This is a genomic window from Mesorhizobium sp. IMUNJ 23232, assembly GCF_044326205.1.
In the GTDB taxonomy this organism is placed as follows: Bacteria; Pseudomonadota; Alphaproteobacteria; order Rhizobiales; family Rhizobiaceae; genus Kumtagia.
In genome coordinates this window covers 345051-361457 of sequence record NZ_JBIRCY010000001.1, presented here as the reverse complement: position 1 = coordinate 361457, position 16407 = coordinate 345051, and the positions used below count along the sequence as shown (strand labels likewise).

Below are 16407 nucleotides of genomic sequence, written 5' to 3'. Positions count from 1 at the left end.
TTGAACGCCGCCCCAGCCTCGTCCGAAATGAACCCGTCATGAAGCTTTTCACTTGTCCGCATTGCGGCCAGCGCCTGTATTTCGAAAACGCGCAATGCCTCGCCTGCGGTACCCCGGTGCTCTACAACCCGGACCGTGCCGAATTCGAGATCGCCGGCCAAGGCGGTGCTTTCCAGTGCGTCAACGCAGTCGAATGCGATTGCAACTGGATCGGCCAGGCCGACCAGCCTTTCTGTCGCGCCTGCGCGCTCAACAAGATCATTCCCGACCTGTCGATCGACGGCAACCGGCGGCGCTGGACGCGGGTCGAGGCTGCCAAGAAACGCGCGGTCTACACACTGCTGGCCTTCGGCCTGCCTGTCGGGCCGAAGGCCAGCCCGGAGGACGAAGCCGGCCTCGCCTTTGACTTCCTCGCCGACCCGATCGGCGGCGGACCGGGCGGCGAACGCATCCTCACAGGCCACGACAATGGCCTAATCACCTTGAACGTGGCCGAAGCCGATTCCGCCGAGCGCGAAAAGATGCGCGCCGAGATGCGTGAGCATTACCGCACGCTGCTCGGGCATTTCCGTCACGAACTCGGCCATTATTACTGGGACCGGCTGGTCCGCGACGACCCGGTGTGGCTGAACGCTTTTCGCGCGCTGTTTGGGGACGAGACCGTGGATTATGAGCAGGCGCTGCAAGCGCACTACGCCAACGGCGCGCCGCCGGACTGGCAGATGAATCACATCTCCGCCTATGCGGCGAGCCACCCGTGGGAGGACTGGGCGGAGACCTGGGCGCATTACCTGCATATCAGCGATACGCTGGAGATGGTGCAATCGCTCAACATGCGCCTCGGCCAGTTGGAAACAGTCGACCAGCATGATCTCAGCCGGAGTGATACCGGAGGCGGCGCGGCGGCCGGCGGACAGGCGGAAGGCACGGCAAGCTTCGACAAGGTGCTGGAGCGCTGGCTGGTGCTGTCGGAAGCATCCAACTCCATCAACCGCTGCATGGGCCTGCCGGACCTCTACCCCTTCGTGATCTCGCCGCCGGCCGCCGGCAAGCTGCGCTTCGTGCACGAGCTGCTGGCCGGCAAGCGCAGCGCCGAAACGCAGATGCCCGCCGCCGCGGCGTGAGCCCGGTAACAAAACGTCATCGGACTGGGCCCACCGGCTCGGAACCGTGAAACGGCACACATCGTTGCAGTCCCGAGGGAAGCTCAACGATGGAGAATCATCATGAACAAGCTCACGATGCTTGCCGCGGCCGGCTCCCTGCTGGCGCTCGGCGGGACCGCGTTCGCCCAGACCCCGGTTCAAGCCACCACCGAACTCAACGTACGCGCTGGACCAGGCTCCCAGTATCCGGTCGTCGGCGTGCTTGCCGCCGGCCAGGACACCACCATCAAGGGATGCCTCGCCAACGGCAAATGGTGCTCGGTTGATGAAGGCTGGGTCTATGCCGACTATCTGAGCGGCGATTTCGGCGGCGGCAAGGTGGTTCTCAGCCAGCGTCCGGCCAATTCCACGGTGGCGGTGATCGAGAAACCGGCTGATACCGGGTCGGCCGGCGCGATTGTCGGCGGCACGACCGGCGCTGTTGGCGGCGCGATCATCGGCGGTCCTGTCGGCGCACTGATCGGCGGGGTTGGTGGCGCCGCACTCGGTGGCACGGTTGGCGAGGTTGCCGAGCCGCCTGCCCAGGTACGGACCTACGTGACCCAAAACCGGCTGGAGCCAGTCCATCTCGAAGGCGAGGTGGTGGTTGGCGCCAAGGTGCCGGACACTGTCCAGATCCGCGAAATCCCGGACTACAAATACCGCTATGTCAACGTGAACGGACAGGAAGTGCTGGTCGAGCCGGGCTCGCGCCAGATCGTCTATGTCATGCGTTGATGACTGCTTTCAGGTGAGAACGCGCCGGGTCCGAGCGCCCGGCGCGTTCTACCTTCAAGATCTGCCCGTCACTCTGACGGCCGACACGCGAGACCATTGCTTAACACCCCGTATACGTGTGATGCGTAATCCTGTTTGGCGCCGGCTCTCTTTCTCCGGCGCCCCGGCGGGATTCGTATACTATGCTCGACAGCAGACTGCGCAGCTTTCGCGTCGGCCTCGCCCGAAGCCTGCGGCTGCGTGTCCTGCTGCTGGTGCTCGCAGCCTTCGTGGCAGTAGCGATCCCGGCGGCGCTGTCGTTCAACTGGCTGGTCAATTCGACCGTCGTCAAGCTCGGTACGTTGTTCGCCGAAAAGCAGGTTCTCTACGACCGCTCGCGCGGGCTCGAAGCGCTGATGCGTGAGGTGGCGCTGGCCGAGACTCTGTCGCGGTCTCCCGCGATTCTCGCCTGGACCGGCGACGAGGCCGACCCCGACAAGCAGGTGCGCGGCATTGCTGAACTCGAGCATTTCCGCCTTGCATTCCGCGACCGCAGCTACTTCCTCGCTATCGGCGGTTCGGGCCATTATTATTTCAACGATGCCAGGAACAGCTTTGCCGGCTCGCAGCTTCGCTATGCGCTCGATCCGGCCAACCCGCGCGACGGCTGGTACTACAAGACGGCGGCGCTCGGCGCCGGATGCCAGTTGAACGTCGACAATGACGACAATCTCAAGGTCACGAAGGTCTGGATCAACTGCGTCATCCGCGAGGGCAGCCGCACGCTGGGCATCCTCGGCACCGGCATCGACCTCACCTCCTTCATCCACGAAGTGGTCAACACCGACCAGCCCGGCATCGACACGATGTTCGTCGACCGCTTCGGCGCGGTCCAGGCGGTGCGCGACGCCAGCAAGATCGATTTCCACAGCCTGACCAAGGACGCGGGGAACAAGAAGACCGTGTTCCAGCTTGTCGACGGCGACGTCGACCGCGCCAACCTTGCGGAGATGCTGCGCAACGTTTCCGAGCGGGACGGCAAGGTCGAGGCGCGTTTCGTCGAGGTCGGCGGTCACCAGATGCTGGTCGGCGTCGGTTATCGCGACCGGCTCGGCTGGTACAACGTCACCTTCATGGACGTCGACAAGATCATCGACCGCAGCCTGTTCGTGCCGATCGGTTTGCTGCTGGCACTGGTAATGGTCGTGGCGGCCGGGCTGATCACGCTGCTGTTCAAGCGCGTCGTGCTCGACCGGCTGGAACGCGCCGAAGCGGCATTGGCCGAGGTGGAAGCGGGCAACCTATCCGCAAGGGTCGACGATGGCGGCAAGGACGAGATCGGCCGGCTCGCCAACGCGCTGACCCGCATGGCGGCCTCGGTGCGGGACAACACCGCGACGCTCGAAGCGGCGGTAGAGGAGCGCACGGAACAGTTGCGCCGCATCGCTTATCTCGACCCAATGACCGGCATTCTCAACCGGCGTGGTTTTGCCGAGGCGTTCCGACCGTGCGCCGCCGAATGCGCTTCGCGCGGCTTGCGGATTGGCCTGCTGTTGCTCGACGTTGACCACTTCAAGGCTATCAACGATGCGCGAGGCCACAGCATCGGCGACACGGTGATCTGCGAGGTTGCCCAAAGGCTGGCGGCGGTCGTGCGCAAGCAGGATATTTGCGCCCGCTGGGGAGGTGACGAGTTCGTCGTGCTGGTTTCAGATTGTACCGACCAGACGCTGGCCGATCTCTCGGCCCGCATCCTGGACACCTTGCGCGCGCAGCCCGTGACGCTGGCTGACGGGACAAAACTCCGGATCACCACCAGCATCGGCGGCCACCTGCTCGGCGAATCCGAGGGCCTGGACACCGCCGCCCACAAGGCTGACCTGGCGCTCTATGCGGCCAAGCGCGCCGGCCGCAATCGGACGGTGATGTATGACGCCGCGGTGCATGGCGCCGGGGGCGCGTCAAGAGTCGCGTAGCATGGCGCGGCGCCCATCCTGATCCGTCGGCCAACCAGCGCGTCGTGTCGACATCTTTGTGAAAATACAGAATACCCATATTTGGCGCTCCCTTTGTCGTTTTCCCGCTACAGTTGTCGTGGAGGTTGTCCTCCGCTAGGTTAGGAGCAGGGCTTGGGAGGACTTCATGCTCGTTATCTCGGAAGACAGGCACACTTTCTCGCTGGATCTCAGCGGCGGTCAACTGACGGCCACGCTGTTCTACGGTCCGAGTTCGAGAGAAATGGACGCCGATCTCACCGTGACGATCGGCAGCGCCTTCACATCCGATCATCGTTTCGGGGCGACGGCTCAACTCGATTTTGTTCAGACGCTTACGCCCGGTGAAATCACGTCGGTCACCTTTGAAATAGACGACCAATATATAGGTGCTCTCTATAGCGACAAATTCGACGTCGTGAGCTTCGACACGGCGACCGTTTTTGTCGGGGCGGGAGGCAACGAGGTGGTTTTCGGGTCGTCCGGCGACGATGTTTTCCACGCCGGAGGCGGTGACAATGCCTTCGATGCCGGGGAGGGAAACGACACCTTTGTCAGCGGCGGGCTCGGACAGAACCGTATATATGGCCGGCTCGGCACGGATACCGTCGACTACAGCGGAATAAACTTCGGCAAATCCTCGGGCATGTCCGTGTCCCTCAATTCGGGAAAGGGCGAAGGCAGGTTTTTCGACGGCATCGACGACAGGTATGCCTCGATTGAAAATGTCATCGGCACGGATTTTAACGACATCGTGCAAGGCAGTGCCGATGCAAACGAATTAAGCGGTAACGGCGGCAACGACGTCCTTCGCGGCCTTGACGGTGCGGACATTTTGCGCGGGGGAGCAGGCAATGACCTTGTCGGCGCCGGTGCCGATGCCGACATGATCAATGGTGGCGCCGGCCGGGACGAGCTTCACGGCGAGGAGGGTAACGATGTCATCGTCGTATTGCTCGGAGACGATGCCGTCGCCGAAACGTATGACGGTGGGTTGGGGATCGACACGCTGAGAGTGGCCAGCGTCGCTAATTTGTCCGACGATACCATACAGGGCATCGAAGGGCTGGAACTGGCTGTCGGTGGCGAGGCAACGATCGGAATAAACCAGTTGGGCCTGTTGCCGAGTATCAGCGCCGACGCGGCCAAGGACGCCGCGAAGCTGACGGTCGTTATGGGCGCGACCTTGTCTTACGACTTTCGGACGATTCCCTACGATATCGACACGGATATCGATTTCGTCATTCGTGGCGATGCCGCCAACGAGACGATCGGCGGAACGGTGCATGGTGACGATATCGTCGGCGATGCCGGTGCCGATCGCCTGTCGGGTAGGGAAGGCGATGATTCGCTGTTCGGCGGCAACGACAACGACGTTCTGGCTGGTGGCCTCGGAGCCGACTATCTGAGCGGCGGCCTCGGCGTCGACACCGCCGACTACTCGGCAGCGGCGACCAGCGTGACGCTGAGCCTCGCCAATCTTGGCGCTGGCGCCGGCGAAGCGGCCGGCGATACGTTCAATTCGGTCGAGAACGTCATTGGTTCGCAATTTGACGACACTGTCGAGGGGTCGAATGCCATCAACAGCCTCTTCGGCGATGGCGGAAATGACAAGCTCGGCGGCGGTGGCGGCGATGACATCCTGACTGGTGGCATCGGCGCGGACGCGCTTGTCGGTGGCGCCGGCATCGACACCGCCTCCTATGCGGCGGCCGCGGCAGCGGTAGCGGCAAGCCTGGCGAATGCGTCGGCCAACAAAGGCGATGCGGCCGGGGATACCTACACGTCGGTCGAGAATCTCGAAGGGTCGGGTTTTGCCGACCAACTCACCGGCGATGCCGCCGACAATCTGCTCAAGGGCAATGGCGGCAACGACCGACTGGATGGTGGTCTGGGCACAGACCGGCTCGAGGGCGGCGCGGGTGACGACATCTTTCTGGTGAGCGACGCTTCCGATGTCGTCGTGGAGGTGGCCGGCCAAGGGTCCGATCGGGTGATGGCGCGCGTCAGTTATGTGCTGGGCTCGGACAGCAGTATCGAACTGCTGACCACCAACGGCGCCACGGGCACCGGCGCGATCAATCTCACCGGCAATGCGCTGCATCAGGAGATCATTGGCAACGCGGCCGCGAATGTGCTGAGCGACGGCAAAGGCGGCGCTGACATCATGTACGGTCTTGGCGGCAATGACATTTTTGCCGTCTACGATGCGCTGGACGTCATCGTCGAGCGCGTCGACGAAGGCAGCCTGGATCGGGTGAGCGCCGCCGTCAGCTACACGCTCGGAAAAGGGGTCTATGTCGAGCAACTGACCACCACCTCGTCAGGTGGCACCAGCAAGATCGACCTGACCGGCAATGAGTTCGTCCAGGCGGTCGTCGGCAACGCGGGCGCAAACCGCATCGACGGCAAGGCTGGCAGCGACACGTTGACAGGGTTGGGCGGGGCCGACACTTTTGTGTTCTCGACCAAGCTGGGGGCCGCCAACGTCGACAGGATCACCGATTTCAGCGCGGCGGAGGATACGGTTGCACTGGAGAATAATATCTTCAACACCTTGACAGTACCGGGCGGGCTGGTTGCGTCGGCGTTCCGCGCAAACACCTCCGGACTTGCCGGGGACGCCAGCGACCGCATCATCTATGAGACCGACACGGGCAAGCTCTGGTACGACGAGGACGGCACCGACTCCGAAGCTGCGATACATTTCGCCACGCTCAAGCCGGATCTCACGCTGACCGCCGCCGATTTCGTGGTGATCTGATCGTTACGCGATCGGCATGGTTAAAGCGCCTTTAACCCTCGCCGCCTAGTCTCACGGTCGATTCTGCCGGCATCGCGTCCCGCGCGTGCCGGCCGTAGTGAAAACGACCGCGAGGATTTTTGCATGCGTCCTGGGGCTGCCGCGCCGCTCGCGCTTTCCGATAACGGCACCGGCGTCGGCGCTTTCCTGCGCCGCCAGGTCGGCCGGCTAATCGGCATCGGCATTTTTGCCGGCATCGCCTTCGCGCTCGCCAGCCTCGGCACCTGGAACGTCGCCGACCCTAGCCTCAGCCACGCGACCGACAACCCCATCACCAACGCCATGGGTTATGCCGGGGCAGCGTTCTCCGACCTCGCCATGCAGTTCTACGGCCTGTCGGCGGTGGCAGCACTTGCGCCAGCCGTCGTCTGGGCCATCCTCTTCCTCACCGCGCATGGCATCGACCGGAAACTCAAGCGCGCCGCCGCCTGGTTCGGCGCCTCTCTGCTGTTCGCCGGCGTCGCCGGCTGCGTGACGCCGCCCGAGACCTGGCCGCTGCCCTCCGGGCTCGGCGGCGTGTTCGGCGATATCGTGCTGAAGATTCCAGCGCTGATCATCGGCCACTATCCGAGCGGCCTTGTCGCCATGGGCCTGGCCGGCGCGCTGGCCTTGCCGGCTCTCGCCCTGACAGCCTTTGGAAGCGGCCTGCTGTTCCGCCGGCCGATGCCGGTCGAGATCGAAAAGCGGCAACGCGAGGAACCGCAACTCGACGATGCCAATTTCGTCGACGAGGAAGAAGACGAGGGTATCTTGGCGCTGGGCGCGATCACCCATTGGTGGCTGTCGGCCCGCGGTTTCGTGCGCCGCCGGCTGGCCAGCCGGCGGACACGCAAGGATGACGACGAATACGACTTGCCGGCGCCGTCGGGTGGCTGGCGCGAGGCCGCCGAGCGCGTCGAATTCGCCGAGCGCGCCGAGGCCCGCGTCAGCCCGGCAGGCCGGGCGCGCGTCGAACCGGAATTCTTTGCCGCGATGGTCTCCGCCGACAGTCGTGTTCCGCATGTACAGCCGGTGGATGACGACGCCTTCGACGACGAGGAGGAGGACCTCCAGCCCGTTCGCCAGGCGGCGCGCGCCCAGCCCACGCATGTCCAGCAATACCGTTCGAACCCGTCCGGCGCGCCCGTTGCGCCGACCATGCCGAGCCGCGTCGAGGCACCTGCTCCGCGTCCGACCCCCGGCGCTCGCGTGCAGCGCGAGGCGCAGACCTCGATGATCGGCGCCGATACGTTCGAGATGCCGTCGCTGTTCTTCCTGTCCGAGCCGAAAAGCGTGGTGCGCGATGCGACGCTCTCCAAGGACGCGCTGGAGCAGAACGCCCGCATGCTGGAAGGCGTGCTCGAGGATTTCGGCGTCAAGGGCGAGATCATCCATGTCCGCCCCGGCCCGGTCGTGACGCTGTACGAGCTTGAGCCGGCGCCCGGGATAAAATCGTCGCGCGTCATCGGGCTTGCCGACGACATCGCGCGCTCGATGAGCGCGATTGCCTGCCGCGTCGCCGTGGTGCCGGGCCGCAACGCCATCGGCATAGAACTGCCCAATGCCAAGCGCGAGACCGTCTATCTGCGCGAACTGCTGGCCAGCAAGGATTTCGAGACCAGCAAGGCGAAACTGGCGCTGGCGCTGGGCAAGACCATCAATGGCGAGGCCGTAATCACCGACATCGCCAAGATGCCGCACGTTCTGGTGGCCGGCACCACCGGCTCGGGCAAGTCGGTCGCCATCAACACCATGGTGCTGTCGCTGCTCTACCGGCTGAAACCCGAGCACTGCCGGCTGATCATGATCGACCCGAAGATGGTGGAACTCTCGGTCTATCAGGGCATCCCGCATCTGCTGACGCCGGTCGTCACCGATCCGAAGAAGGCGGTGGTGGCGCTCAAATGGACGGTGCGGGAGATGGAAGACCGCTACCGCAAGATGGCCAAGGTCGGCGTGCGCAACATCGACGGCTTCAATAACCGCGTCGCCCAGGCGATGGAAAAGGACGAAAAAATCTCGCGCACCGTGCAGACCGGTTTCGACCGCGAGACCGGCGAGGCGATCTACGAGACGGAAGAGCTGGATCTGGCGCCGCTGCCCTTCATCGTCGTCATCATCGACGAGGTGGCCGACCTGATGATGGTGGCCGGCAAGGACATCGAAGGCGCGGTGCAGCGGCTCGGCCAGATGGCGCGCGCCGCCGGCATCCACGTTATCATGGCGACGCAGCGTCCCTCGGTCGACGTCATCACCGGCACGATCAAGGCGAACTTCCCGACCCGCATCTCGTTCCAGGTGACGTCGAAGATCGACAGCCGCACCATTTTGGGCGAGCAGGGCGCGGAGCAACTGCTCGGCATGGGCGATATGCTCTACATGGCCGGCGGCGGCCGCATCCAGCGCGTCCACGGCCCGTTCGTCTCCGACGATGAGGTGGAGAAGGTGGTCAACCATCTCAAGCTGCAGGGCGTGCCGGAATATCTCGACGCCATCACCGAGGATGATGGCGAGGACGGTGACGATGACGCGCCGCGCGGCGGCTCCGGGGGCGGCGGCGGAAATTTCGAGGATTCCGACGACCCTTACGACCAGGCGGTGGCGGTGGTGCTGCGCGACGGCAAGGCTTCCACCAGCTACATCCAGCGCCGCCTAGGCGTGGGCTACAACAAGGCCGCCTCGATCATCGAGAAGATGGAGAAGGAAGGCATCGTCGGTCCGGCCAACCATGCAGGGAAGCGCGAGATTCTGGTGCCGACGGAGGAGGACAAGATGTGACGCCCGGGCCGGGCTTTGCCTGTGTCCCGCAAACGTGAAACGGCGCCGGGCTTGTCTCCGTCAAACTAAAGCCCAACTACATTCTTAGTTGGGCTGCAACGAAGAACGCGATTCCCGGGTGAGAAAAATGACCAAGGCTCCCATGATGAATGCCGGCGCGCCGAAGACGCGCCGTGGCGTGATCGGCATGGCGCTCGGCATTGCGGTTGTTGTCGGCCTCGCGCTGCTGCCCGGCATGACGGCGCCGGCTGCCGCGGAGGTTTCCGCGACGGCGCAGAAGATCGCCGACCATTTCGCGTCCATCCGCTCGATGAGCGGCGAGTTCGTGCAGTTCGACGCGCGGGGCCGCCAGACCGGCGGAAAATTCTACATCCAGCGGCCCGGAAAAATCCGTTTCAACTATGATGGCAAAGCCGGCTTCAGGGTGATCTCCGACGGCGATTCGGTCGTGCTGGAGAACCCGAAGATGAAGACGATGGACCTCTATCCGCTGTCCAAGACGCCGCTGAAGCTGCTGCTCGACGACCGCATCGATTTGTCCGGCAACAAGGTGCGCAGCGTCAAGGAAGAGCCCGACCAGACGGTCATCCAACTGGTCGACAAGTCGTCCTTCGGCAATTCCAAAATCACCATGAAGTTCGATCCGTCCAATTACGAACTCAAGGAATGGACGATCACCGACGCGCAGGGCAAGGACACCACGGTCATGATCTTCAACGTCAAACAGGACGTGAAGATCGACCAAAGCCTGTTCGCCATCGACTACAAGAAGAATCTCGAGCTCAACAGCAAGAAGTCGAACCGGTAGTCATCGTCCGGCAACCTGCCTGCGGAACCTTGCGGTTCGCCCGCGCATTGTCATCCCAATCGGCTAATAAACCCGGAGGGCTGCAATGACGCTGACGACCATCCTGATCATCATCCTGATCCTTATCCTGATTGGCGCCGTTCCGGCCTGGCCGCATTCGCGGGCCTGGGGCTACGGTCCTTCCGGCATCGTCGGCGTCGTCCTGATCGTGCTCCTCATCCTGCTTTTGATGGGACGCATCTAGGCCTTCGTCCGGCTGGCCATCTCGCTTTGGGTGGCGTCAGCCGGACGAACTTGCTTCAGCTTCACGATCATTCCGCTGTTTCGCTTGCCGCAGAGGGCATGGCCTGCCACTTTTCCGGCAACATCGATCGGGAGACGCAGGCGGATGAGCACTTCGGACAAGGCGGCGGCGGCGCTGGAATCGGTCTACACCGCCGGAACGCCCGAGGCGCTCGCGCACGCCTATGCCGCATGGGCGGCTACCTATGACGGCGAGACCGCGGCGCTGGGTTACCTGCTGCCGTTCCTCGTCGTGGCCTGGGTGACGCGCTATGTGCCGATCGGCGAAGGGCCATTGCTCGACGCCGGTTGCGGCACCGGGCTCTCCGGTCCGCAACTCAAGGCGCTGGGTTATGGCGACTTGGCCGGTCTCGACCTGTCGCCGGACATGCTGAAGATCGCCGGTTCACGCGGCAGCTACAACGATCTGCGCGAGGCAGCGCTCGGCGGCCCGCTGCCGTGGCCGGACGGCCATTTCCGCGCCTTCTTTTCGACCGGCGTCTTCACGATGGGCCATGCGCCGGCGACCGGGCTCTACGAGCTCGTTCGCATCACGCAAAAAGGCGGCCATGCGATGTTCACCGTGCGTGACCAGGTTTTCGAGAAGGGCGGTTTTCGCGCCGTGTTCGACGAGCTGGAGCGCCAGGGAAAATGGCAGGCGGTCGAGGAAAGCCCGTGGTTCCGGTGCTATGCGATCGCCGAGCCGGATGCGGTCGTTAAGGCGTTCGTATTCGAAATCACCTGAGCCGGCAAAGCCCCTCGTCGCCGTTGGAACCTCGCCGATGTGGCCGCGTTAGCGGCCAACGCGTGAGGGATTTCCATGGACCAGCTCGCCGCTGAATTCGGCCATGCGACCTATACATCGTTTCCGGTGATCGCCGCGCGGCTGCTGCTGGCGGCGATCTTCGGCGCGGTGATCGGCTTCGAGCGCGAATGGCGCAACCGGCCGGCAGGGCTGCGCACCCACATCCTGGTCTGCGTGGCGTCGGCGACTTTCGCCATTCTCACCATCGAGATCATCCATGCGCCGATGTTCACCACCGATGTCTTGAAAGATGCCGTGAAGGTCGACCCGATCCGCGTCGTCGAGGCGGTGACGGCCGGCGTCGCGTTCCTTGCCGCCGGCGTGGTCATTTTCACCCGCGGGCAGGTGCATGGGCTGACCACCGGCGCCGGCATGTGGCTGGCCGGCGCCATCGGCGTGGCCTCTGGTCTCGGCCTCTGGCAGATCGCGCTGTTTTCGACGCTGCTGGCATTGGCCGTGCTGGTGCTGCTTTATGCTCTCGAAAGCAAGATGGACATGAACCAGGGCGAGGATTTTGAGCTACCGGAGGATGAGCGCCGTTCGGCCAAGCGGGCGATCAAGCCGAAAGAGGACGATCCGTCGAAGATGAAGCCTGCTCAGAACTGAGGTCCTCGGTCGTTCGGACAATTTGAGCATCTTTGCCGTCTGTCGCAACAGCTCCATGCCACAATTGCCGCCGCGTCAAAAGCTTGGTATGAGCGGCGCGATGGAAGAGCTTTTCGGAGATCCGAGCTACAAGGGCTTCGTGCTGCAGGACAAGAAGCGCCTGCCCGCGCGGTTCTTTGCGCGTATCTCGGGCGCGCTGCTTTCCCGACTTCGCTGAAGCCGACGGGCTTCCGGCTGTCGCCGGACTTTTCCTCCTTCTCATTCCTATCGACGGATAAAGACCATGAGCGCACCGCGCACCCTCTACGACAAGATTTTCGACGACCATGTCGTCGACCGCCAGGACGACGGCACCTGCCTGCTCTACATCGATCGCCACCTCGTGCATGAAGTCACCAGCCCGCAGGCCTTCGAGGGCTTGCGCATGACCGGTCGAAAGGTACGGCATCCCGAAAAGACGCTGGCCGTGGTCGACCACAACGTGCCGACCTCGCCCGACCGCAAGCTTGGCATCAAGAACGAGGAAAGCCGCATCCAGGTCGAGGCGCTGGCGAAGAACGCCAAGGATTTCGGCGTCGAATATTATTCGGAGAACGACATCCGCCAGGGCATCGTCCACATCATCGGCCCCGAGCAGGGCTTTACGCTCCCCGGCATGACGATTGTCTGCGGCGACAGCCACACCTCGACGCATGGTGCGTTCGGCGCTCTGGCACATGGCATCGGCACGTCGGAGGTCGAGCATGTGCTGGCCACCCAGACGCTGATCCAGCGCAAGGCGAAAAACATGCTGGTGCGCGTCGACGGGCAATTGCCCGCCGGCGTGACGGCGAAGGACATCATCCTCGCCATCATCGGCGAGATCGGCACGGCGGGCGGCACCGGCTACGTCATAGAATACGCCGGCGAGGCGATCCGGGCGCTGTCGATGGAAGGCCGCATGACAATCTGCAACATGTCGATCGAAGGCGGCGCCCGTGCCGGCCTGATCGCGCCGGACGAGACGACTTTTGCCTACGTCAAGGACAAGCCGCGTGCGCCAAAAGGCGAGGCGTGGGACATGGCGCTGGACTACTGGAAGACGCTGAAGACCGACGAGGGCGCGCATTTCGACAAGGTCATCGTGCTCGATGCGGCCAAGCTGCCGCCGATCGTCACCTGGGGCTCATCGCCCGAGGACGTCGTGTCGGTCACCGGCATTGTGCCCGACCCGGCGACGATCGAGGACGAGAACAAGCGCACCTCCAAGCAGCGCGCCCTCGACTATATGGGCCTGACGCCGGGAACGAAGATGACCGACGTCACTCTCGACCGCGTCTTCATCGGCTCCTGCACCAATGGCCGCATCGAGGATCTGCGCGCCGTGGCCAAGGTTGTCGACGGCAAGAAGGTCGCGCCGACCGTCGATGCGATGATCGTGCCCGGCTCCGGTCTGGTGAAGGAGCAGGCGGAAGCCGAAGGCCTCGACAAGATCTTCATCGAGGCGGGTTTCGACTGGCGCGAGCCGGGGTGCTCCATGTGCCTCGCCATGAACGACGACCGGCTGAAGCCGCATGAGCGCTGCGCCTCAACCTCGAACCGCAATTTCGAGGGCCGCCAGGGTTTCAAGGGCCGCACCCATCTGGTGTCCCCGGCAATGGCGGCGGCGGCGGCGATTGCCGGGCATTTCGTCGACATCCGCGACTGGAACTGAGGGCGCCGGCGGGGTACCCGGTGCGCTCCGCCGAACCCGTACGGGCGATCGCCTGGTTGAAGCGATCGCCTTGCCGGCTTAACCTGTTGTTCGTGGGTTTCTTCTAATTCTTGACGCTGGGTAACCGCGGGCGGGGCGCGTTGGACCAGAGCCTGTTCATATCGCTGCTGAATCCGGCCGTGTCCGGCATGCTTTCGCTTGCGTTCCTGGTGATCTGGGCGGCCAAGCGCGAGCACCGTCACGTCCTGTTGCTCGGTCTCTGCTATCTCTGCGTCGGCGCTGGCTTCGTCCTGCAGGGCTTCAGCCTCGGAATGCCGTTCGAGGCGGCGAAATTCCTCTCCAATTTGCTCTTCTTCTGCGCCGTGTTCCTGCTGGCACGGGCAGTGATCGCCCGGCAGGCCCTGCGGGTGCCCGTATTCCGGCTTGCGGCATGCGGTATCGCCGGAATGGCTGTCTTCAGTTGGTTCCTGTTCTTGCAGCCCGACTTTGTCGCCCGCATCTTCGCCGTGAACTACGGGCTCGGAGCAATGTGCGTGGTCATCGCGCTCAGCCTGCGGAAGGCCAGGAAACTTGCTTTCGTGGACCGGCTGCTGATCTGGCTGGCTGCGCTGCGTGCGCTTGATTTCTTCATCCGGCCCGTCGTCGTCGCGCTGTTCGAGAATGGCCATTCCGAACAGATGCCGTACATAACCTCGGCTTACTGGCTGACGACGAGCCTGTCCGTCATCCTCTTCTCGGTGCTGATTGCGCTGACGCTGCTGACCACCGTCGCATTTGACGCGATGCAGGAATTGCGGATCCAATCGCGTACGGACGCGCTGTCCGGCCTGCTCAATCGCCGTGGCTTTGAGGAAGAAACCGCGCCATTCTTTGATCAGACCAAGCGCAAGCCGCTGCCGCTTGGTCTCGTTCTCGCCGATCTCGATCATTTCAAGCTGGTAAACGACCGCCACGGCCATGCGGTCGGTGATGCGGTCATCACCGCGTTCGCCAGCCTGCTCCGGCAAGCGGGCGCCGGGAAGGCGATCATAGGGCGCACCGGCGGCGAGGAATTCGCGGTGTTCATGCCACAGTGCGACTTGGGCGCTTCGCGGCTTTTCGCCGAGGGCCTGCGGGCCGCGCTTTCCACGGGTGCGCTGGAAGGCGTGACGCCCGATCTCGGACTGGTCACTTGCAGCTTCGGTGTCGCGGCACGCGCCGGCGACGAAAGCCTGGCAGCATTGTTCAAGCGCGCCGACGATGCGCTCATGCAGGCCAAGCGCGCCGGCCGCGACCGCGTCCGCGTCACTTATATCCGGTCCGAAGGCGATTCCCCGATCGATGTGCGGGAGTGGCGCGCCGGCACCTGACGTTAGACCCATCGAAGCGGTGGGGACGCCAGCCGATTGGGCAGTGCAAGCTTTGGTTGCTGTTTCTTCAAGATAGGCCGGGCGCAAGCTTGGCCCCTGCCGGATTAACTGCTTCTTCTCACACCTGTGCTTTGTCTATACCTTCACCCGCATGACGCGGTGGAGGATCGGTTGAGCGGGGCGGGATTCATCCTGGCGATCAATTTCGTCGTGGCGGGCCTGCTCGCCGCCGCCTTCATGGCCGTTGCCCTCTACGATGCCAAGCTGACCGCCGCGCGCTGGTTCGCGCTCAGCTATGGGCTCGGCATGGCCTATTTCGGCGTCGAGTTCATGATCTATGCGCTGGGGAGCAACACGCCGGCGATCGTGTTCTCTTTCGCCATCGTGCTGGCCGGCATGGCGCAGTTCAATGTCGGATTGGCGCAGAAATATTCGGTGCAGAATCCGCGCACGACGATGGCCGCCACCTTCATTGTGTCGGTCGTCGTGTGCACCCTGATCCAAGACCTGCCGCGCACCTCGTTCTGGCGCATGCTCGCTTATCAGGCTCCCTATTTCGCCATGCAGTTGATCGGCGTGTGGATCGTCGGCTTCTCGCGCGCCCGCGGCCGGCTGGATACGGTGCTGCTGGTCGTTCTGTCGGCCAGCGCGCTGCAATTCCTGTCGAAACCGTTCCTGATGGTGCTTGCCGGCGGCACGGGGGCGAGCGCACAGGACTATCTCAAGACCAACTATGCGCTGTTCTCGCAGACGCTCGCCACGATCTTCGCCATCGGTGTAGCGCTGCTGATGCTGGTCATCATGGCTCGTGACATCCTGGCCGACGTCACCTCCAAATCGGAAACTGACACGCTGTCCGGGCTCTACAATCGCGGCGGCTTCGAGCGCCGTGCAAGCAAGGCTATGGAGGATGCGTTGCGCCAGGGAATGCCCGTGTCGCTGGTCATCGCCGATCTCGATCATTTCAAGGCCGTCAACGACACCTTCGGCCATGCCAGCGGCGACCGTGTTATCCAGGCATTCGCAGGATTCCTGAAGAGCGCAGCAGGCGGCCGGCAGGTCGCGGCAAGACTTGGCGGCGAGGAGTTCGCCATCATCCTGCCGGGCTCGAACCTGATCGCCGCGCGGCTTTTCGCGGAGGGCGCGCGCAGTTCGTTCTCCTCACTGCCGATTGAGGGGTTGCCGGCGGACAGACGCTTCACCGCGAGCTTCGGCGTCGCCGAACTGCTGCGCTTGGAAAGTCTTTCGGGCCTGATGCGACGGGCTGACGAGGCGCTCTACGCCGCCAAGAAGGATGGGCGCGACTGCGTGCGGGTCGCGCGGCCTGCGGAGGTCATGCCTGGCACGGCGATAGGCCGGGTGAGGTGAACGACCGGGAGCCGGTCCGTCGCACCCAGCAAGGGCCGCTCCGCGTGCCCAACATCCCCGTTATATCTGGACAGCCCAGA

The 16407-nt window shown here is 63.8% G+C and carries 13 protein-coding genes; all 13 read left to right on the top strand.

Going from position 1 to position 16407, the window contains the following annotated elements:
- Positions 1-38 precede the first annotated feature (38 nt).
- Complete coding sequence (locus tag ACH196_RS01765) at positions 39-1124, top strand: putative zinc-binding metallopeptidase (RefSeq protein ID WP_396644380.1); 1086 nt, start codon at positions 39-41, stop codon at positions 1122-1124.
- 102 nt (positions 1125-1226) lie between these two features.
- Positions 1227-1883, top strand: coding sequence for a DUF1236 domain-containing protein (locus tag ACH196_RS01760; protein ID WP_396644379.1), 657 nt, complete (start codon positions 1227-1229; stop codon positions 1881-1883).
- 182 nt (positions 1884-2065) lie between these two features.
- Positions 2066-3838, top strand: coding sequence for a diguanylate cyclase (locus tag ACH196_RS01755; protein WP_396644378.1), 1773 nt, complete (start codon positions 2066-2068; stop codon positions 3836-3838).
- A gap of 166 nt (positions 3839-4004) precedes the next feature.
- Positions 4005-6620, top strand: coding sequence for a calcium-binding protein (locus ACH196_RS01750; protein WP_396644377.1), 2616 nt, complete (start codon positions 4005-4007; stop codon positions 6618-6620).
- Positions 6621-6743: 123 nt separating this feature from the next.
- Positions 6744-9416, top strand: coding sequence for a DNA translocase FtsK 4TM domain-containing protein (locus tag ACH196_RS01745; RefSeq protein WP_396644376.1), 2673 nt, complete (start codon positions 6744-6746; stop codon positions 9414-9416).
- A gap of 127 nt (positions 9417-9543) precedes the next feature.
- Complete coding sequence (locus ACH196_RS01740; RefSeq protein WP_396644374.1) at positions 9544-10224, top strand: outer membrane lipoprotein carrier protein LolA; 681 nt, start codon at positions 9544-9546, stop codon at positions 10222-10224.
- Positions 10225-10309: 85 nt separating this feature from the next.
- Positions 10310-10468, top strand: a complete 159-nt coding sequence (locus ACH196_RS01735; RefSeq protein ID WP_349005197.1) for a DUF3309 family protein — start codon at positions 10310-10312, stop codon at positions 10466-10468.
- Between the two features lie 144 nt (positions 10469-10612).
- On the top strand, positions 10613-11251 hold the full coding sequence (locus tag ACH196_RS01730; RefSeq protein WP_396644372.1) for a class I SAM-dependent DNA methyltransferase: 639 nt from the start codon (positions 10613-10615) through the stop codon (positions 11249-11251).
- A 75-nt stretch (positions 11252-11326) separates the two neighbouring features.
- Entirely contained in the window at positions 11327-11917 is a 591-nt protein-coding gene (locus tag ACH196_RS01725; RefSeq protein WP_396644370.1) for an MgtC/SapB family protein, read from the top strand.
- A gap of 88 nt (positions 11918-12005) precedes the next feature.
- Complete coding sequence (locus tag ACH196_RS01720) at positions 12006-12134, top strand: hypothetical protein (RefSeq protein ID WP_396644447.1); 129 nt, start codon at positions 12006-12008, stop codon at positions 12132-12134.
- A 66-nt stretch (positions 12135-12200) separates the two neighbouring features.
- Positions 12201-13610: a 3-isopropylmalate dehydratase large subunit gene (leuC, locus tag ACH196_RS01715; protein WP_396644368.1), complete on the top strand. Its 1410-nt coding sequence runs from the start codon at positions 12201-12203 to the stop codon at positions 13608-13610.
- Positions 13611-13750: 140 nt separating this feature from the next.
- Complete coding sequence (locus ACH196_RS01710) at positions 13751-14959, top strand: GGDEF domain-containing protein (protein ID WP_396644366.1); 1209 nt, start codon at positions 13751-13753, stop codon at positions 14957-14959.
- A 171-nt stretch (positions 14960-15130) separates the two neighbouring features.
- Positions 15131-16327, top strand: a complete 1197-nt coding sequence (locus tag ACH196_RS01705; RefSeq protein ID WP_396644364.1) for a diguanylate cyclase — start codon at positions 15131-15133, stop codon at positions 16325-16327.
- Positions 16328-16407: the final 80 nt, after the last annotated feature.